Source organism: Spirillospora sp. NPDC127506 (assembly GCF_040302145.1).
In the GTDB taxonomy this organism is placed as follows: domain Bacteria; phylum Actinomycetota; class Actinomycetes; order Streptosporangiales; family Streptosporangiaceae; genus Spirillospora.
Genome location: NZ_JBEORG010000006.1, coordinates 67,051 through 85,924 on the forward strand (window position 1 = coordinate 67,051; position 18,874 = coordinate 85,924).

Consider the following 18,874-nt stretch of genomic DNA (forward strand, 5'->3'; position numbering starts at 1 on the left):
CAAGCTGTGACGCTCAGCAACGATACGTTGTCGATCCCATCGGCGCCCTCGGCTTCGTCCGATCCGTCAAGATCATCGATCCTTCCCAACGTGCGATACGGCGCTGGCAGCGGGGCCGACAAGGTGAACGCGGTGATTGCCGGACATGCCGCCTCGGTGCCTACCTGGCTCAATCGACGGCGACACCGGTTCGTTAGGTGTCTGTTTTGTGCCTGGGGCGTAGTTCGGCGATGCTGTGGGAGTGTCAACGGAGACTATGCACGGCGCCGCGGAGCTGCGCGCCTTCCTGCACGGCCTGCCGGGCGTCGACCGGGTGGGCGCCGAGGAGCGTGCGGCGCGGCTGGCCACGAGGTCGATCAAGACGACGGCGAAGGCCGAGGCGATCGACCTCGCGATCTCGATGGTGGACCTGACCACGCTTGAGGGCGCGGACACGCCCGGGAAGGTGCGGGCGCTGTGCGCCAAGGCCGCCCAGCCCGATCCGACGGACGCGTCGGTGCCGAAGGTCGCGGCGGTCTGCGTCTACTCGGACATGGTGGACGTCGCCGTCCGGGCCCTGAAGGGGACGGGCATCGGGGTCGCGAGCGTCGCGACGGCGTTCCCGGCCGGGCGGGCGCCGCTGGAGGCCAAGCTCGCCGACACCAAGGCGGCGGTGGCGGCCGGTGCGGCCGAGATCGACATGGTGATCGACCGGGGCGCGTTCCTGGCGGGCGACTACGGCAAGGTGTTCGACGAGATCGTCGCGGTCAAGGACGCCTGCGGGGACGCCCATCTGAAGGTGATCCTGGAGACCGGCGAGCTGGCGACGTACGACAACGTCCGGCGGGCTTCCTGGCTGGCGATGCGGGCCGGGGCCGACTTCATCAAGACGTCCACCGGGAAGGTGTCGCCAGCGGCGACGCTGCCGGTCACGCTGGTGATGCTGGAGGCCGTCCGCGACTACCGGGCGGCGACGGGACGGCAGGTCGGGGTGAAGCCCGCGGGCGGCATCCGGACGGCCAAGGACGCGATCCGGTACCTGGTGCTGGTCAACGAGACCGCCGGCCCGGACTGGCTGACGCCGCGGTGGTTCCGGCTCGGCGCGTCCAGTGTGCTGAACGATCTGCTGATGCAGCGCCGCAAGCTCGCCACCGGCGTCTACTCCGGTCCCGACTACTTCACGCTGGACTGAGGATCATGGTTTTCGAATACGCGCCGGCGCCCGAGTCGCGGGCGGTCGTCGACATCCGCGCCTCCTACGGGCTGTTCGTCAACGGCGAGTTCACCGACGGGCACGGCGAGCCGTTCAAGTCGATCAACCCGGCGGACGAGAGTGTGCTGGCGGACATCGCCTGCGCCGACGAGGGTGATGTCGACCGGGCCGTGAAGGCGGCGCGCGCCGCGTTCGACAAGGTGTGGGGGCCGATGCCCGGCCGCGAGCGCGCCAAGTACCTGTACCGGATCGCCCGGATCATCCAGGAGCGGTCGCGTGAGCTGGCGGTGCTGGAGTCGATCGACAACGGCAAGCCGATCCGCGAGTCGCGGGACGTCGATGTGCCGCTGGTGGCGGCCTGGTTCTTCTACTACGCGGGATGGGCCGACAAGCTGCCCTACGCCGGCTTCGGGCCCGACCCGAAGCCGGTGGGCGTCGCCGGGCAGGTGATCCCGTGGAACTTCCCGCTGCTGATGCTCGCCTGGAAGATCGCCCCGGCGCTGGCCTGCGGCAACACCGTCGTCCTCAAGCCCGCCGAGACGACGCCGCTGACCGCGCTGCTGTTCGCCGACATCTGCCGGCAGGCCGAGCTGCCGCCGGGCGTCGTCAACATCATCACCGGCGCCGGGGAGACGGGCCGCATGCTCGTCGCGCACGAGGGGATCGACAAGGTCGCCTTCACCGGGTCCACCGAGGTCGGGCGGCAGATCGCCCGCACCCTCGCAGGTACGGACAAGAAGCTCACCCTGGAGCTGGGCGGCAAGGCCGCCAACATCGTCTACGAGGACGCGGCGCTCGACCAGGCCGTCGAGGGCGTCGTCAACGGGATCTTCTTCAACCAGGGGCACGTGTGCTGCGCGGGGTCGCGGCTCCTCGTCCAGGAGTCCGTCGCGGACGAGGTGCTGGAGCGGCTGAAGGCGCGGATGGCGACGCTGCGGGTCGGCGACCCGCTCGACAAGAACACCGACGTCGGCGCGATCAACTCCGCCGCGCAGCTCGCCAAGATCAAGGAGCTGTCGGAGGCCGGGGAGCAGGAGGGCGCCGAGCGCTGGTCGCCGCCGTGCGAGCTGCCGTCCCAGGGCTTCTGGTTCGCGCCGACCGTCTTCACCGGGGTGGCGCAGTCGCACCGCATCGCGCGCGAGGAGATCTTCGGGCCCGTCCTGTCGGTGCTGACGTTCCGCACCCCGGACGAGGCCGTCACCAAGGCCAACAACACCCCCTACGGGCTGTCGGCCGGCATCTGGACCGAGAAGGGCTCGCAGATCCTGTGGACGGCGCAGAAGCTGCGCGCCGGGGTCGTGTGGGCCAACACGTTCAACAAGTTCGACCCGGCCTCCCCGTTCGGCGGCTACAAGGAATCGGGGTTCGGCCGCGAGGGCGGACGCCACGGACTGGAGGCCTACCTCAATGCCTGACCGTCTCGCCGTCCGCAAGACCTACAAGCTGTTCATCGGCGGCGCGTTCCCGCGCTCGGAATCCGGCAGGTCGTACGTGGTCACCGACGCCAAGGGCCGCTTCGTCGCCAACGCCTCCCAGGCGTCCCGCAAGGACGCCCGCGACGCGGTCGCCGCCGCGCGCAAGGCGTTCCCCGGCTGGTCGGGGCGCACCGCCTACAACCGCGGGCAGATCCTGTACCGGGTCGCCGAGATGCTGGAGGGGCGCCGCGACCAGTTCGTGGACGAGCTCCGCCGGACGGGCGCGTCGAAGACCGCCGCCGGCGCGGAGGTGGACGCGGCCGTCGACCGCTGGGTCTGGTACGCGGGCTGGGCCGACAAGCTGAGCGCCGTCGCCGGGGCCGCCAACCCGGTGTCCGGGCCGTTCTTCAACTTCTCCACGCCCGAGCCGACCGGTGTCGTCGCGGTCGTCGCGCCCGATTCGCCGCTGCTCGGGCTGGTGTCGGTCGTGGCGCCGGCGATCGTGTCCGGCAACACGGTCGTGGCGGTCGCGTCGGAACCGGCGCCGCTGCCGTCGATCACGCTCGCCGAGGTGCTGGCCACGTCCGACCTGCCGGGCGGGGTCGTCAACGTCCTCACCGGCCGCCGCGCGGAGGTCGCGCCCTGGCTGGCCACGCACATGGACGTCAACGCCATCGACCTCGCCGGCGTCCCGGACGACCAGGTCCAGGACCTGGAGGAGAAGGCCGCCGGGAACCTCAAGCGCGTCCTGCGCCCCCTGGGCGACGACTGGGCGGGCGAGCCCGGAACCGCCCGGATGACCGCTTTCCTGGAGACGAAGACCGTCTGGCATCCCGTGGGGGTCTAAGTCGATTTGACGCACCGTGTGTAGAGGGTCACAAAGTGTGGAATAGATCTCCCCGTAACTGATCATCACTGGGGGGAGATCAGTGCCTACCAAGACGGCATCCCGTACGACGTCGAGCCGAGGGACGGCCGGTCGTACCAGGAGCACATCAGCGACCAAGTCCACCACCAAGAAGCCGGCGGCCAAGCGCACGTCGGCGGCGGCCTCTTCCACGAGGTCCACGACGAGCAGGTCGACCGCCGCCAAGTCGGCGGGGACGAAGAGCACCGCGGCGAAGAGGCCGGCGGCGTCGAGCAGGACGTCGTCGGCGGCCGCGTCCCGCGTGACGAAGGCCGCGAGCCAGGCCAAGACCGCCGCGACGCAGATGAAGTCGGTGGCGACCAAGGCGTCCTCGTCGGCCAAGGCCATGACGGCGATGACCAAGGCGATGACCAGCGCGACCAAGGCCATGTCCGACGCCGCGAAGGCGATGGACGCGGCCGCCAAGGTCATCACCACCACGGCCAAGGCGAGCGCGGCCGGCACGGCCAAGAGGAGCACGTCGTCCAGGGCGAGCACCTCGAAGGCGAGCACGTCGAAGAGCACCGCGAGGAGCGGGTCGAAGGCGAGCACGGCGAAGTCGGGCACGTCGTCGTCCCGCAAGTCGGCTTCGGCGGCGTCGAGCCGGTCGAGGCCGACGGCCACGGCCCGGACGAGCCGGTCGTCGACCGCCTCGAAGGCGAAGCCGAAGACGTCCGCCGCGTCCAGGACGCGGACGGCCGCGAACAGCAAGGCGGCGTCGTCGCGGACGGCCGCGAGCAAGGCGGGAACCGGGGCGTCGGCCCGGCGGGCGCCCGCGCGCCGCGCCGCGGCGGAGGCGGGCGCGGCGGCCGCCGCGGCCAGGCCGGCCGCGTCCACGCTGGTCGAGCCGAAGACGGCGCCGTTCCAGCACTCGACGCGCACCGAGGGAGGGTTCCTCAGCGGGCTCACCAACATCGGCCGCGAGCGCTGAGAGCCGATGGACGAGAAGGACATCCTGGCGCACATCGACGAGTACGTCGGCGAGGAGCAGCGGCTCCGCGAGCGTCTCCGGCGGGGCGAGCTCGGGCGCGAGGAGGAGCACCGGCGGCTGGCGGAGCTGGAGGTGGCCCTCGACCAGTGCTGGGACCTGCTGCGCCGCCGCCGGGCCCGGCGGGACGCCGGCGAGGACCCGGAGCGGGCGGCGGGCGTCCGGCCGCCGGACGAGGTCGAAGGCTACCTGCAGTGACCGCGGCGTCCCGGACGCGCGGGCCGCTCCGGTTCGGCGTCTGCCTCGCCCCGGACTCGTCCGCCCCGCTGATGCGCATCGCGCAGGACGCGGACCGGTTCGGGCTCGACCTCCTTGGCGTCCGCGACCAGCCGTACCGGCGCGGCACCGCCGACGCGCTGACGCTGCTGGCGTCCGTGCTGGCCGGCACGTCCCGGATCCGGGTGCTGCCGGCGGTGGCGTGCCTGCCGCTGCGGCCGCCCGCCGCGCTCGCCAAGGCCATAGCGACCATGGACCGGCTCAGCGGCGGCCGCGTGGAACTCGGCCTCGGCGCGGGCGCCGCCCCGGACGGCATCGAAGCCTACGGCGGCGCGCGGCTCTCCGGGGCGGCGGCGCGGCGCGCCCTGGAGGAGGCCGTGCAGATCATCCGGCTGCACTGGAGCGACCAGACGGGGCTGCGGTTCCAGGGCGAGCACTACCGGTTCGCCGCCGCGCAGGCCGGGCCGCTCCCGGCCGGGCAGATCGGCATCTGGCTCGGCGTCACCGGGCCGCTCGGCCTCGACCTCGCCGGGCGCGTCGCCGACGGCTGGATCGCGCCGTCGTCGCTCGTCCCGCCGAAGCGCCTGGCGGACGGCCGCCGCCGCCTCGACGACGCGGCGGCACGGGCCGGGCGCGACCCGGCGGGCATCCGCCGCGTCTACGTCCTCGAAGGGGCCTTCGACGGGCGCGACTCCCGCGGCTTCCTGCACGGCCCGCCCCGCCAGTGGGTGTACGAGCTGACCGAACTGGCCGTCGGGCACGGCGTCGACACGTTCCTGTTCGCCGGCGACCCCGAGCATCTGCCGACCTTCGCGATGGAGGTGGTCCCCGCCGTCCGCGAGCAGGTCTCCCGCGAACGCGCCGGCGCCCTCCAACCGTGAACACCGCCCACAAGGGGCGCTACGGCGCTCACATGCGTTCGGGGGTGGGGACTCCGAGGAGGTGCAGGCCCGTTTCGAGGGTGCGCAGGGTCGCCGCGCACAGGGCCAGGCGGGACGCCTTCGTCGCCTCGTCCGGCGCCTTCAGCACCGGGCAGTTCTCGTAGAACGAGGTGTAGGCGTCCGCCACCGCGTAGACGTAGGACGCCAGCCGGTGCGGCTCGGCGGTGTCGCCCGCCTGCTTCAGGACGGCGCCGAGGCCGAGCAGCTCAAGGGCCAGCGCCCGCTCCGCCGGGTGGCCCAGCGTGATCGGCCCGGTGGCGTCCTCGACGGAGACGCCGCCCTTGCGGAAGATCGACCGGATCCGGGCCGCCGCGTACTGCAGGTACGGGCCGGTCTTGCCGTTGAACGAGATCATCCGGTCGAAGTCGAAGACGTACTCGCTGTCGCGGGCCACCGACAGGTCGGCGTACTTGACCGCGCCGATGGCCACGTCCTGGACGATCGCCTCCCGGGTCTCGTCGTCGAACGGCTCGTCGTGCTGGATCTCGTCGAAGACCGCCCCGGCCCGCTCGACGGCCTCGTCCAGCAGTTCGGCGAGCTTGACGGTGCCGCCGGCCCGGGTCCGCAGGATCTTGCCGTCGGTGCCGAGGACGTTGCCGATCTGCGCGTGCTCGGCCTTGACCTCGTCGTTCAGCCAGCCCGCCATCCGCGCGACGGCGAACACCATCTGGAAGTGCAGTGACTGCGGCGCGCCCACCACGTAGATCATCCGGTCGACGTGCTCGGTGTCGACCCGGTACCGGATCGTGGCGAGGTCGGTGGTGGAGTAGTTGTAGCCGCCGTCGCTCTTGCGGATGATCACCGGCAGCGGCTCGCCGTCGCGGCCCTTGAAACCGGGCGGGAACGCGCACAGCGCCCCGTCGCTGACCACCGCGATGCCCTTCTCCTCCAGCTCCTGGACGGTCGGGGCCAGCAGGTCGTTGTAGAAGCTCTCGCCCCTGATGTCGTCGTCGGTGAGCGTGACGCCGAGCCGCTCGTAGACGGCGTTGAAGTATTTCTTGGACACGTCCACGAGGACGTTCCACAGCCGCAGCGTCTCGGGGTCCCCCGCCTGCAGCGCGACGACCCGCTTGCGGGACCGGTCGGCGAACTCCTCGTCGCCGTCGAACTTCTCCCGCGCCGCCTGGTAGAACGCGGTCAGGTCGCTGACGGACGAGTCGCCCCGCGCCGCCGCGTCCTCGCCGAGGTCGAGCAGGTGCTCGATCAGCATGCCGAACGGGGTGCCCCAGTCGCCGACGTGGTTGTCGCGGACGACGTCGTGCCCGAGGAACGCCAGGATCCGGGCGATCGCGTCGCCGACGATCGTGGTCCGCAGATGGCCGACGTGCATCTCCTTCGCCACGTTCGGCGAGGAGTACTCGACGACGACCTTCTGCGGCGCGTCGGCCGCGGGCACGGCGAGCCGCTCGTCCTCCAGGGCGCGCTGCGCCTCACCGGCGATCCACGCGTCGCTGAGCGTCAGGTTGATGAACCCCGGCCCGCTGACCTCGACGTTCGCCACGACGTCGCCGGTGTCGAGGTGCTTGACGATCTCGTCGGCCACGTCTCGCGGCTTGCGGCCCAGCTTCTTGGCCAGCGGCAGCGCCACATTGGCCTGAAGGTCGGCGAACTGCGACGGCCGGATGACCGGGTCGGCGTCCGCGTATGACGGTCCGAAGGCGGCGCTCAGCGCGGCCTGGACCCGGGCGGCGAGTACGAGTTGCGGATCGGGCATGCCCCAAGGTTATCGGCGCCCCGCTCTCACCCGGACCCGGTTTTCCCGGCGGGGTGCGTCACGTGGGGTCTTGGCGGTCGGGGACGGTGTCGCCGGCCGGCTGCCTGGGCGGCGGCGGGGCGTCCGCGGGCCGCGCCGTGTTCTCGGACGGCCGGTCGGCGCCGTCGCGCTCGCCGTGCGTCCAGCGGCCGAACCGGGACGTGCGGGTCGCGGCGACCTGCTCGCGGATCCGCTCGACGATCCGCCCCGCCGCCAGCCGGTGCGCCAGCTCGCACGCCGAGGTGATCGCGCGGGCGCGGGACGCGCCGTGCGCGATGACGACCGTCCCGTTCAGGCCGAGCAGGACGCCGCCGCCGTAGCTGTCGGGGTCGAGCCGGTCGCGGAGCTCCTGGAGGCGGCGGCGCTGCAGGAACGCGCCCATCCGCGCCGCCGGGCCGGCGGTCATCGCTTCGCGGATCTCGCTGAACGCGGCGGCGACCGTCCCCTCCATGGTCTTGAGCGCGACGTTGCCGGTGAACCCGTCGGTGACGATGACGTCGACCCGCCCGCTCAGCAGGTCGTGGCCCTCCACGTTGCCGGCGAACTCGATGCCGTGGCTGCCGCCCGCGAGCAGCTCGTGGGCCCGCTTGGCGAGCTTGTCGCCCTTGCCGGGCTCGGCGCCGATGTTCAGCAGCCCCACCGTCGGGCGGTCCGGGCCGAGCAGGATCTGCGCGTACGCGGTGCCGAGCGCCGCGAACTGGACGAGCGTCTCCGCCTTGACGTCGGCGGTGGCGCCCGCGTCCAGCAGGATCGTCGGGCGCGGGCGGGTCGGCAGCGTCACCGCGATCGCCGGCCGCATCACGCCCTGTAGGCCCTTCAGCCGCAGCCGCGACGTCGCCACCACCCCGGCGGTGCTGCCCGCCGACACCAGCGCCGAGGCCCGCCCCTGCTTGATCAGGTGGCAGGCGATCGCGATGGACGAGCGGGGCTTGCGCCAGCTGGCGAGCGCGCCCTCGCCCATGTCGAGCGCCTCGTCCGCGTGCACGATCGGGATCTTCCCGAGGTGGCCGTGCCGCTCCAGCTCCCGGCGGATCCGCGGCGCCCGGCCGACCAGGACGAGCCGGACGCCGTGCTCGCGGACCGCGTCGACCGCCCCGGCGATGATCTCTCCCGGGGCGTGGTCGCCGCCCATCGTGTCGACCGCGACCGGCAGCGGACGCGGGGGCACGCGGCGGTACGCGGCGGCGCGCGTCCGCTCGCCAGTGCCGGTCATGGCCGCTCCAGGAGGATGAAGGTATCGCGATGCGCCGTAAGAACTGCAGCTCATCGCATCGTATGGCGTCCCTTCACCCGCCTTGACCGCGCCCGCCCGGAGTGGCGATCATCACCCCCGGCCGCCGGCCTCCTGGGAGCGGCAGTCGGCGCCCAGGCAGGACGCGTTCGCCACGACCGGCCGCCCGTCCACGAGGATCGTGTAATAGGCCCTGGCCGTCTTCACGTCGCCGCTGCCGAGCACCTCGACCGGCTTCTTCTGCGTGGTCATGCCGGTGCAGGAGACGCGCAGCCGCTCCTTGCTCCAGCCCGGCACGTCCGCGCACTTCAGCGGTGCCGCCAGCGCCACGCCGCGCTGCCGCAGCTCGGCGTCGGCGGTCACCGGCAGCGCCTTGCGGAGCGCGGCCTGGGTCTTGTACTTCAGTTCCTTGCCGCCCGACAGCGCGAGGAACGCGGCGCCACCGGCCGCCATGAGCACGAGCAGGGCGGCGGCCCCCAGGATCAGGGCCTTCTTGCGACTCATCTTCACAACGCCTACGTCACCGACGGTACGGGAACGTATGCACTGGGTGGTGGGTTTTTCCGTCCCGCAGGCGGATTCGTTGCCCTAGCGATCTCCGCAGCGCCCTATGGATTCCCGCAGCCGAGGCCGAGGCAGTCCTTGCGCAGCACCTCGCGCCCGCCGACGGTGATGACGTAGGTCTCCCGCGGGCGGTCGGTGTCGGCGTCGACCGCGATGCCCTCCACGGTGACGGGTTCGCCGGTCCGGGTCCGGGCCGTGCAGTTCACCCGGATCATGGAGCCGGTCTCGGCCTTCGGCGACGTGCAGTTCGGACGTTCCCGCAGCTCGACGCCGCGGGCCTTCAGCTCGTCCACGACCCCGTCGGTGACGGCGTTGCGGTAGGCGCCCTCGGAGATCCGCTGCATCACCTTGCAGCCCGACGCGGACAGGGCCAGCAGGACGGCCAGCGCGGCGACCGGAACCCTTCTCATGCGGCCTCCCCGGCCCGGCCGGCCGCGGCGACCGCGTCGGCCACCGCGTCGGGGCGGTCGAGCGGGACCATGTGCAGCGCGTCGGGCAGCTCGACCCGGACGCCGCGCGGGCTCATCGCGGCGAGGCGCTCGTGGCCCTCGGCCCACTCGCGCTTCCCGGCGGGGTCGTCCACGTCGCCGAGCGCGGTCACCACGACGAGCGGGACGTCCGGGAACCGGCGCCGCTCGCGCAGCGCCGCCAGGTCGGCGGCCATCTCCCGGTAGGCGAGCTCCTCCGCGATCACCGTCCCGATCACCGTGCCGCGCCCGTAGACCGACCGGACGACGTCCGCCGGGACGGCGTCGTCGCGGCGGCTCGTGCGCTTGACGACCAGCCGCCGCCCGAGCGGCCCGGCGACCTTCGCCAGCCGGGTGGCGCCGAGGAGCGCGCCGGTCGCCGTGGCGAGCGGGGTCAGCGCGGCGGCGACCCGCACGCGCACGCGCGGGTCGCGCTCGTAGCTGGGGTCGACGAGCACCACGCCCCGGACGAGGCGGGGACGCAGCCGGGCCAGCGCCTCGGCGTGGAACGCGGCCATCGAGTGCGCGAGGACGGTCACCGGCCGCCGCGCCCGGGCCGCCAGCGCCTCCAGGACCGCGGTGTCGCGGCGCAGCGACGGCGGCGCGACGCCGGCCGGGCTGAGCCCGAGGCCGGGCCGGTCGAACACCGCCACCCGGTGCTCCTTCTCCAGCAGCGCGACCGTCGGCGCCCAGTCGAACCAGGCGCCGCCGAGCCCGGAGCTCAGCAGCAGCGGCGGCCCGTCCGCCGGGCCGGACTCGACCACGTGCACCTGCTCGCGGCCGGCGTTCACCACCGTGCCGCCCACCGCCGCGCCGCCCGCCACCGCGCCGCTCGCCGGCTCGTTCATGGATACGCTCCCTCCTTCGCCGCCGCGGCGGCCCGCGATGCGCGCGCCGCGTCCCGCCGGTCGGCGTACAGCGCCCAGGAGATGACCAGCAGGCCCAGGCACAGGATGCTGATCTGGACGCGCTGGACGACGCCGAGCCACTGCCCCAGGTACATCGCGACGAGCGTGCCCAGCGCGGACACCGACTCGGCGAGCGCCAGCAGCCACCCCCAGCGGGCGAGCGCCGGCCACCACCCGTACCGGCGGGCGGCCAGCGACAGGAGCAGCAGCGCGGCGACACCGCAGACGATCACCGCGCTGCTGGTCACCGAGTGGAACTCGTGGGAGAACGACACGTGCTCGGAGCGCTCCCGCAGCGCGCACCACGTCTCCAGGCTGGGGGCGCAGTCCAGCGGGAAGGACGCGTCCCCGATCGCGCACACGCCGAACAGCCCGAGGAACGTCCATCCGGCCGTGGCGAGGGGCCTGCGGGTGAGCCTGCGGAGCGTCTCGGCCGCCACCAGGATCGACAGCAGCCCGGTGACCAGGTCGCCCGCGCTGTAGACGAGGTGGTAGGGCTGGTCGGACGCCGACAGCTCGCTGACGTAGCCGTTGAAGAAGTCGAGCTTGGGACTGAGGACGTTCTCCAGCACGAATGTCGAGTAGGTGACCGCCGCGACGGCCGCGAGGACGATCACGCGCATGGGGACGGTGCCCGGCCCGTCCCGTACGTCAGAGTCCACCGGCCCCCCTCACGCCGCCTGATCGCGCCGCGCCCGTCGCGCGCCGCGGCCACGCCGCTCGGTCCTGCCCGCCCCGCCCAGTATCGACGAAGATCGGCGGCGGCGGTGCCCGGGGCCGGGATTGGGGTGAATCCGCTGGCAGTGTCCGTGGACGGGCGCCGGTGCTCCGCTGACGGAGAAGTTGACGTCCCGTAGTCGTTGTACAAGAGACGGACCGTCAACGATGATGTCCAGGCGATTTGCCTGAATCGTCCGTTGACCAGCCTTTGCCCACACCGGGTGAGGGGTATCAATTCGGCATGAACCTGTCCCAAAGGGTTGAATGGGGTGTCCCTGGAACATCTGATCACCGTCCGTGACGACGCGCCGGGGTGCGCTTCCCCCGCTGACAGCAAGGAGTACCAACACGTGACACTGGTGAACGACGCGGCTCCCGCGGTGCGATCCACCGGTCGCAAGTTCCGCGCCTTCACGGCGAAGCACCTGGACGAGCTCACCGCTCGCGCAGGGTTGTCCCCGGAGCAGCGGCTCGCGACCCGGGCGGTGGCGACGGTCCTGCCCTTCCGGACGAACGCCTACGTCATCGAGGAGCTCATCGACTGGTCGGCCGCGCCCGACGACCCGATCTACCGGCTCGTCTTCCCGCAGGCGGACATGCTCCCCGCCGAGGACGTCGCCCACCTGTCGGACCTGCTGCGCCGCGACGCGCCCAAGGCCGAGATCGAGGCCGCCGCGCACCACGTGCGGATGAAGCTGAACCCGCACCCCGCCGGCCAGATGGAGCTGAACGTCCCCTCCTTCGGCGACGGCAAGATCCCCGGCATGCAGCACAAGTACGACGAGACGGTGCTGTACTTCCCCAAGCAGGGCCAGACGTGCCATGCGTACTGCACGTACTGCTTCCGCTGGGCCCAGTTCGTCGGCGAGGCCGACCTGAAGATGGCCGGCGACGACGTCACCCAGCTGCGCGACTACCTCGTCTCCCATCCCGAGGTGACCAGCGTCCTGTTCACCGGCGGCGACGCCATGATCATGGGCGAGCCGGTGCTGCGCCGCTACATCGAGCCGCTGCTCGACCTCGAACAGCTCGAATCCATCCGGATCGGGACCAAGTCGCTCGCCTACTGGCCGCAGAAGTTCGTCACCGACCCGGACGCCGACGACATGCTCCGCCTGTTCGAGCAGGTCGTGGAGTCGGGCAAGAACCTCGCGTTCATGGCGCACTTCTCCCACCCGCGCGAGCTCGAACCCCTCATGGTCACCGAGGCGTGCCGCCGCATCCGCGACACCGGCGCGGTCATCCGCACCCAGGCCCCGCTCATCCGCACGATCAACGACGACGCCAAGACGTGGGAGACCATGTGGCGCGCCCAGACGCGGATGGGCCTCGTCCCGTACTACATGTTCGTCGAGCGGGACACCGGGCCGCAGGACTACTTCGCGGTGCCGCTCGCCCGGGCGTACGAGATCTTCCGGGACGCCTACAAGAACGTCTCCGGCCTGGCCCGGACCGTCCGGGGCCCGTCCATGTCGGCGACGCCCGGCAAGGTCTGCGTGGACGGCGTGGTCGACCTGTTCGACCAGAAGGTCTTCGCCCTGCACTTCATCCAGTGCCGCGACGCCGACCTGGTGGGCAAGCCCTTCTACGCCCAGTACGACCCGAACGCGGTCTGGCTGGACGACCTGAAGCCGGCCTTCGCCGACCGCTTCCCCTGGGAGACGTGACCGGCCGCCGGGGCCGGACGCGCACCGAGTGCGCGGCCGGCCCCGGCTGAACACCGCCGGGCGCCCGGACGCCCCCGTGTCCGGGCCGCGCGGCTCACCGCAGGTGGCGGGCGAGGCACAGGCAGGAGGCGAGCGCGGCTCCGCCGCACAGCACCATGACCCGGCCGGGCGGCAGGAGCTCGCCCAGGGCGCCCGCCGCCGCGATGCCGGCCGCCTGCCCGGTCATGAGGCCGCTGCCGTACAGGCCGATCGCCTGCCCCCGGATCTCCTCCGGCACCGCGTCCACGAGGCGGCGCTGGACGGCCAGCTCGTAGCCGAGCCCGAACGTCCCCGCGGCCATCAGCGCGCACGCCGCCGCCGGGCCCGGCCCGAAGGCGAACAGCAGGAGGGGCGCGCCGGTCAGCATGGCCAGCGGCAGGGTGAGCCGCTCCCGCAGGTGCGGGCGGACCAGCCGGCCCGCCGCGAAGTTCCCGGCGAACATCCCGGCCGCGGCGGCGGACAGCATCAATCCAGCCGCGTCCGCGCTCCCGTGCGCCCCGGCGTACGGGACCGCGATCCCCTCCGCCCCGACCGACAGCGAGATCGGCAGCCAGCCCGCCAGGAGCGGCCCGCGCGTGGTGCGGCCGCCGAGGAGGCGCCGGTTGGTCCGCCAGGTGTCGCGCGCCATGCCCGCCGACGGCGCCCGGGACACCGCGGGGACGTCCGGGAGCCGGAAGCGGGCGAGCACCGTGGCGAGCGCCGCGCTCGCCGCCGCGAGCCACAGCGTCCCGGACGGGGTGAGCGCCGACAGCAGCAGACCGCCCGCCGCCTGGCCGGTGATCTGGGCGCCCGCGCTCGTCATCGTGAACAGCGACCGGCCGAGCACGTAGCCGTCCCCGGGGAGCAGCGCGGGCAGCCGGGCCTGGACGGTCGCGCCGCCGACCGGGGCGAACAGCCCGGCCGCGACGAGCAGCGCCATGATCGCCGGCACCGGGAGGCCGCCCACCGCGAGGACGGCCGTGACCGCGAGGCGCAGCAGGTGGTAGCCGGTGAGCAGCCGCCGGGGAGGGACCCGGTCCGCGAGCGACAGCAGCAGCGCGCCGCCCACCGCGTACGGGAGCATGCCGGCGGCGAAGACGAGCGCCGCCGTGACGGGCGAGCCGGTCCGCTCGAACGTCTGGACGGACAGCGCGATCGTCCGGACCGAGTCGCCGGCCACCTGGAGCGTCTGCAGGGAGAACAGCGTCCGGAACTCGGGGACGGCGAACACGTCGCGGTACCGCGCGGGCGCGGCGGAGGGGGCGGTCATGCCGCGACTCTGCGGCGGCCGGCGCCGTCGGCGACAATGTTTCGGGGAGGAGCGAAACGTGTACCGCATCGAGGTCGGCCCCGGGGACCTCGCGGCCAGCCGGTTCGGGATCGCGCCGCTGATCGAGGCGCACAGCGCGCTCGGCCTGGTGGCGGGGCGGATGCCGGTCGGGCCGCTCGGGCCGTGGGTGGAGCGCGCCCGCCCCGCCTACCGGCGGATCGCGGGCGACCCGGCCGTGCGCGCGCTCGCCTTCCTGCGGCGCCCGGCCGGGTACATGGCCGACTTCGTCGTCCCGCCGCCCGCCCGGCCGAACCTCACCGTCGCCGAGCAGCTGGCGACCGTCCGGGCCACGCCGCTCGACCAGGCGCGCCGGGAGATCGCCCGCAACCTGGAGGGGCTGCCGGAACCGGACGCCGCGATCCGGGACGTCCTGGAGGCACCCGACATGGTGGAGCGGCTCGCCGCCGGCCTGGAGACCGTGTGGCGCGCCCTGGTGGAACCGGACTGGGCGGTGCTGCGCTCGATCCTGGAACGCGACATCGTGCACCGCGCGGGGCGGCTCGCCGCCTACGGCTGGGCCGAGGCGCTGGACGGCCTGTCCCGCCAGGTGCGCTGGCGGGACGGCGTCATCGAGGCCGGCATCAGCGGCGACGCCACCTACCGGCTGGGCGGCGCCGGGCTGATGTTCGTGCCCGTGGTCTTCTCCGAGCTAGGCGCCGCGCTCGAACAGGACTGGCCGTACACGCTGATGTACCGGGCCAGGGGAGTAGCGGCCCTCTGGGAGAGCCGCGCGCCGCGCGGCGAGGACGCCCTCGCCCGGCTGGTCGGCCGCACGCGGGCCGAGCTGCTGCGCCTGCTCGCGGAGCCGGCCACCACCACCTGGCTCAGCGCCCGGATGCGCATGAGCGTCGGCGGGATCGGCGACCATCTCGCGGTGCTGCGCGGGTCGGGGCTCGTCACGCGGGAGCGCAGCGGCCGCTCGGTCCTCTACCGCCGGACGGCGGTCGGGGACGTGCTCGCCGGCGGCTCCCCTCCGGCGTAGCCGGCCGGGGAAGCCGCCGCGACGCGGGACGGGCGGGTCAGGTGCCGTAGACGGCGACGATCGTCGCGCGGGCCAGCGTGTGCGCCGTGATGTTGAAGCCGACGACGGCCGGGGACGTGTCGGAGCCGAGCCCGAGCGACTCCACGTCCAGCGCGTGGACGGTGAACACGTAGCGGTGCGGGTCGCCGGGCGGCGGGGCGGCGCCGCCGAACGCCTTCACGCCGTAGTCGTTGCGGGCGTGCACACCGATCTTGGAGTCCTCGGTGCCGGCGCCGGTGGGCAGCTCGGTCACGTCGGCCGGGATGTCGAACAGGCACCAGTGCCAGAAACCGCTGCCGGTCGGCGCGTCCGGGTCATAGCAGGTCACGGCGAAGCTCTTGGTCTCGGCGGGGAACCCCGACCAGCTCAGGTGCGGGGACTTGTTGCCGCCGCTGAACCCCCAGTCGTCGAAGACGTGCTCGTCCGGGAGCCGCTCGCCGTCGGCGATGTCCTCGCTGGTGACCGTGAACGACGGGACTTCGGGCAGGTACTCGCTCGGAAGCGGCGGCTTGGCCATGGCGACCTCCTACATCGTCTTGTGCTGTCCCTCCATCTCTATCAGGGCGATCAGGTCTTGACCGCGCCCATCGTGAACCCGGTGACGAAACGGTCCAGGAACAGGTTGAACAGGAACGCGATCGGCACCGCCGTGATCACCGTGGACGCCTGCAGCGACTGCCAGAAGAACACGTCCCCGCGGACGAGCTGGGTCGGCACACCGGTGCTGACCACCATCTCCGGGCTCGCCGACACGAACGCCAGCGCGTACACGAACTCGCTGGACGTGAGCGTGAAGCTGAACACGACGACCGCGACGATCCCCGGGAAGACCAGCGGCAGGACGGTCCGCACGAACGCGCCGAGGCGGCTGTAGCCGTCCACCATGGCCTGCTCCTCGACGTCCTTCGGCACGGCCTTCAGGAATCCGATCAGCAGCCAGACCGACACCGGAACCGTGATCGTCGGATACACGACGATCATCGACCAGAGCGTGTCCTCCAGGTGCAGCGCCACCACGACGCGGGTCAGCGACAGGAACAGCAGCGACGGCGGCACCAGGTACACCATGAAGATCGCGATGCCCATCGGCGTGCCCCACGGCCGGTCCAGCCGGGCCAGCGAGTACGCGGCGGGCAGCGCGAGCACCAGCGTGATCGCCACCACCGCCGCGCCCACGATCAGCGTGTTGACCACGAACGTCAGGAACGGGGTGTCGGTGAACAGGAACGTGATGTGGTCGGGCGTCGCCGGCTTGTTGAAGAAGAACGGGTTGCTCTCGGGGTCGTAGAGGTCCTGGTTCTGCTTGAACGCGCTGATCACGCTCCACAGGAACGGCAGCGCGCACACCAGCGCGGCCAGGACCGCCGCCGCGTACACCCCGCAGCGCGCCGCCACGTGCCGCCGCGCGTACCTGCGCCGCAGCGCGACGACGTCGGTGCTCATTGGCCCTCCAATCGGCGGACGGCGCGCAGGATCGCGATCGCGCCGGCGAGCAGCAGCGGGAACAGGAACAGCGCGATCGCCGCGCCCTGCCCGACGTCCCCGCCCTCGATGCCGCGGAAGTACGCCCACGACGCGAGGACGTCCGTCGAGTGCGTCGGGCCGCCGCGCGTCAGCACGTACGGGACGGTCATGTCGGTGAACGTCATGATCGCGCCGAACAGCCCGGCGACGGCGATGACCGGGAGCGTCAGCGGGATCGTCACCTCGAACATCCGCCGCCAGAACCCGGCGCCGTCGATCCGCGCCGCCTCGTCGATGTCGCGGGGGATCGCGACCAGCCCGGCCATCACGATCACCGCGGCGAGCGGGGTCAGCCGCCACGTCTGCACGGCGATCACCGACGCCATCGCCGTCCCCGGCTTCCCGAGCCACACCACGTTCCCGTCGATCAGCCCGAGGTGGCGGAGCACCCAGTCGGCCGGCGAGTAGATCGAGTCGAGGAACCACAGCCACGAGATCGTCGACAGCGCCACCGGCGTCGTCCACGGCAGCAGCACCAGGAACCGGACGAACCACTTCCCGCGGAAGTCGGCGACCAGGATGTTGGCGAGGATCTTCCCGAACAGGACGATCAGCACCATGCTCACCAGCGTGAAGATCAGCGTGTTGCGGAGCGCCCGCCAGAACACCCCGTCGCCGAACACCGCGTCGAAGTTCTGGAACCCCACCCAGTCGAAGGACGGGTCGCCGGTCGTCACGTCCGAGAACGCGAACGCGATGGCCAGCAGGAACGGGATCCCGACCAGCGCGATGATGTAGACGACCGACGGGAGCAGCATCGCCCAGGCCAGGAACCCCTCCCGGTCGGCGAGGCCCGCCCGCCCGCGCGGCGCCTCCACCGCGACCGGTTCCGGGCCCGTCCGCGTGCGGGTCATGCCGGCCCGCCGATCGGCACGGGCGCCCGCCGGGCGCCGGTCTCGGCGTCGAAGAACCGGAACCGGCCGGACGGCACCGCGAACTCGTGCGTCTCCCCGGCCTCCAGCGGCGTGCCCACGGTCGCGGGCAGCCGGGCGATGACGCGGGTCTCCGCGCCGATGCCCGTCACCGTCCCGTACACGTGCCGGTCGCCGGACAGGTACTCCATCCGCTCGACCTGCAGCGGCATCGTCACCCGCTCCGCCGCGGCGACGTTCTCGGCGGGCAGCAGGTGCTCGGGGCGGAACCCCACCAGCACGCCGTCCCGCTCGACCAGGTTCATCGGCGGCGACCCGATGAACGTCGCGACGAACGTGTCGGACGGGTCGTCGTACACCTCCTGCGGCGTCCCGACCTGCCGGACGCGGCCGTGCTCCAGCACCGCGATCCGGTCGCCGAGCCCCATCGCCTCCGCCTGGTCGTGCGTGACGTAGATCGTGGTGGTGCCGACCCGCTCCTGGAAGCGCTTCAGCTCGTCCCGCGCCGTCGCCCGCATCTTCGCGTCGAGGTTGGACAGCGGCTCGTCCAGCAGGAAGACCGCCGGATCCCGGACGAGCGCCCGCGCCAGCGCCACCCGCTGCCGCTCACCGCCCGACAGCTGCCGCGGCTTGCGGCGCAGCAGCGGCTCGATCTCCAGCAGCTCCGCCGCCCAGCGCGCCTTCTTCTCCCGCTCGCCGCGCTCCATGCCCTCGGCCCGCAGCGGGAAGATGATGTTGTCCATCACCGTCTTGTGCGGGTACAGCGCGTACGACTGGAACACCATCGCGATCTGCCGGACCCGGGGCGGGAGGCCGTTCACGACGCTCCCGCCGATCAGCACCTCGCCCTCGGTGGGCTGCTCCAGGCCCGCGATCGTGCGCAGCAGCGTGGTCTTCCCGCACCCGGACGGCCCGAGCAGGACCAGGTACTCGCCGGGCTCCGCGGCCAGGTCGACCCCGTCCAGCGCGCGCACCGACGCGCCCCGCGCGTGCCGCGACCCCCTCCGCCGGGCCCGCACGTGCCCGTCGAAGGTCTTCACCAGCCCCTTGACCTCTACGGTGTTCAAAGCCTCGCCTCCGCTCGGCGGCGGGCGGGCGCTTCACGCGGCGCCTTGCCCCGTCGCTCCGGTCGCTCGTTCC

General features: G+C 72.8%; 19 protein-coding genes. 8 read left to right on the top strand and 11 right to left on the bottom strand.

What is annotated here, in order from left to right; genetic code table 11:
- Positions 1-256 precede the first annotated feature (256 nt).
- From deoC to ABTW95_RS08805, 6 genes are all read left to right on the top strand, one after another.
- Positions 257-1,171 (top strand): deoxyribose-phosphate aldolase, encoded by a 915-nt coding sequence (gene deoC, locus ABTW95_RS08780; RefSeq protein ID WP_500225928.1) that lies wholly within the window; start codon positions 257-259, stop codon positions 1,169-1,171.
- Between the two features lie 5 nt (positions 1,172-1,176).
- Positions 1,177-2,607: an aldehyde dehydrogenase family protein gene (locus ABTW95_RS08785; RefSeq protein ID WP_396447312.1), complete on the top strand. Its 1,431-nt coding sequence runs from the start codon at positions 1,177-1,179 to the stop codon at positions 2,605-2,607.
- Positions 2,600-3,454, top strand: coding sequence for an aldehyde dehydrogenase family protein (locus ABTW95_RS08790; protein ID WP_396447311.1), 855 nt, complete (start codon positions 2,600-2,602; stop codon positions 3,452-3,454). The genes ABTW95_RS08785 and ABTW95_RS08790 overlap by 8 nt, the downstream gene beginning before the upstream one ends.
- 82 nt (positions 3,455-3,536) lie before the next feature.
- Positions 3,537-4,445 (top strand): hypothetical protein, encoded by a 909-nt coding sequence (locus tag ABTW95_RS08795; RefSeq protein WP_500225770.1) that lies wholly within the window; start codon positions 3,537-3,539, stop codon positions 4,443-4,445.
- Between the two features lie 6 nt (positions 4,446-4,451).
- Positions 4,452-4,700 carry a DUF2630 family protein gene (locus tag ABTW95_RS08800; RefSeq protein ID WP_396447309.1) on the top strand — a complete coding sequence of 83 codons (249 nt, stop codon included), beginning with the start codon at positions 4,452-4,454 and terminating at the stop codon, positions 4,698-4,700.
- Positions 4,697-5,599 (top strand): LLM class flavin-dependent oxidoreductase, encoded by a 903-nt coding sequence (locus ABTW95_RS08805; protein WP_500225773.1) that lies wholly within the window; start codon positions 4,697-4,699, stop codon positions 5,597-5,599. The genes ABTW95_RS08800 and ABTW95_RS08805 overlap by 4 nt, the downstream gene beginning before the upstream one ends.
- A 28-nt stretch (positions 5,600-5,627) precedes the next feature.
- Here the strand turns inward: ABTW95_RS08805 and argS are convergent, their stop codons facing one another.
- From argS to ABTW95_RS08835, 6 genes are all read right to left on the bottom strand, one after another.
- The gene (gene argS / locus ABTW95_RS08810; protein WP_396447307.1) at positions 5,628-7,373 is read right to left on the bottom strand and encodes an arginine--tRNA ligase; all 1,746 of its coding nucleotides are present in this window, start codon (positions 7,371-7,373) and stop codon (positions 5,628-5,630) included.
- Positions 7,374-7,431: 58 nt separating this feature from the next.
- Positions 7,432-8,625, bottom strand: coding sequence for a phosphate acyltransferase PlsX (gene plsX / locus ABTW95_RS08815; protein ID WP_396447306.1), 1,194 nt, complete (start codon positions 8,623-8,625; stop codon positions 7,432-7,434).
- A gap of 111 nt (positions 8,626-8,736) precedes the next feature.
- A complete protein-coding gene (locus ABTW95_RS08820; protein ID WP_396447305.1) occupies positions 8,737-9,147 on the bottom strand; it encodes a hypothetical protein in 411 nt (136 codons plus the stop codon).
- Between the two features lie 104 nt (positions 9,148-9,251).
- Positions 9,252-9,617 carry a hypothetical protein gene (locus tag ABTW95_RS08825; protein WP_500225778.1) on the bottom strand — a complete coding sequence of 122 codons (366 nt, stop codon included), beginning with the start codon at positions 9,615-9,617 and terminating at the stop codon, positions 9,252-9,254.
- Positions 9,614-10,522, bottom strand: a complete 909-nt coding sequence (locus ABTW95_RS08830) for an alpha/beta fold hydrolase (protein ID WP_500225781.1) — start codon at positions 10,520-10,522, stop codon at positions 9,614-9,616. Before ABTW95_RS08830 ends, ABTW95_RS08825 begins: the two co-directional genes overlap by 4 nt.
- On the bottom strand, positions 10,519-11,244 hold the full coding sequence (locus tag ABTW95_RS08835; RefSeq protein ID WP_396447302.1) for a DUF998 domain-containing protein: 726 nt from the start codon (positions 11,242-11,244) through the stop codon (positions 10,519-10,521). The genes ABTW95_RS08830 and ABTW95_RS08835 overlap by 4 nt, the downstream gene beginning before the upstream one ends.
- A gap of 408 nt (positions 11,245-11,652) precedes the next feature.
- Between ABTW95_RS08835 and ABTW95_RS08840 the strand changes: the two genes are divergently transcribed.
- Positions 11,653-12,969, top strand: a complete 1,317-nt coding sequence (locus ABTW95_RS08840) for a KamA family radical SAM protein (protein WP_396447301.1) — start codon at positions 11,653-11,655, stop codon at positions 12,967-12,969.
- A 94-nt stretch (positions 12,970-13,063) separates the two neighbouring features.
- Here the strand turns inward: ABTW95_RS08840 and ABTW95_RS08845 are convergent, their stop codons facing one another.
- Complete coding sequence (locus tag ABTW95_RS08845; protein WP_500225782.1) at positions 13,064-14,257, bottom strand: MFS transporter; 1,194 nt, start codon at positions 14,255-14,257, stop codon at positions 13,064-13,066.
- Between the two features lie 58 nt (positions 14,258-14,315).
- Between ABTW95_RS08845 and ABTW95_RS08850 the strand changes: the two genes are divergently transcribed.
- Positions 14,316-15,299: an ArsR/SmtB family transcription factor gene (locus ABTW95_RS08850; protein WP_500225784.1), complete on the top strand. Its 984-nt coding sequence runs from the start codon at positions 14,316-14,318 to the stop codon at positions 15,297-15,299.
- 37 nt (positions 15,300-15,336) lie between these two features.
- Here the strand turns inward: ABTW95_RS08850 and ABTW95_RS08855 are convergent, their stop codons facing one another.
- The 4 genes from ABTW95_RS08855 to ABTW95_RS08870 are packed head-to-tail and all read right to left on the bottom strand — an operon-like array spanning position 15,337 to position 18,801.
- Positions 15,337-15,855 carry a YbhB/YbcL family Raf kinase inhibitor-like protein gene (locus tag ABTW95_RS08855; RefSeq protein ID WP_396447297.1) on the bottom strand — a complete coding sequence of 173 codons (519 nt, stop codon included), beginning with the start codon at positions 15,853-15,855 and terminating at the stop codon, positions 15,337-15,339.
- Positions 15,856-15,905: 50 nt separating this feature from the next.
- The gene (locus ABTW95_RS08860) at positions 15,906-16,781 is read right to left on the bottom strand and encodes a carbohydrate ABC transporter permease (RefSeq protein WP_396447296.1); all 876 of its coding nucleotides are present in this window, start codon (positions 16,779-16,781) and stop codon (positions 15,906-15,908) included.
- Positions 16,778-17,716, bottom strand: a complete 939-nt coding sequence (locus ABTW95_RS08865; protein ID WP_396447295.1) for a carbohydrate ABC transporter permease — start codon at positions 17,714-17,716, stop codon at positions 16,778-16,780. The genes ABTW95_RS08860 and ABTW95_RS08865 overlap by 4 nt, the downstream gene beginning before the upstream one ends.
- A complete protein-coding gene (locus ABTW95_RS08870; RefSeq protein ID WP_396447294.1) occupies positions 17,713-18,801 on the bottom strand; it encodes an ABC transporter ATP-binding protein in 1,089 nt (362 codons plus the stop codon). The genes ABTW95_RS08865 and ABTW95_RS08870 overlap by 4 nt, the downstream gene beginning before the upstream one ends.
- Between the last annotated feature and the right edge of the window lie 73 nt (positions 18,802-18,874).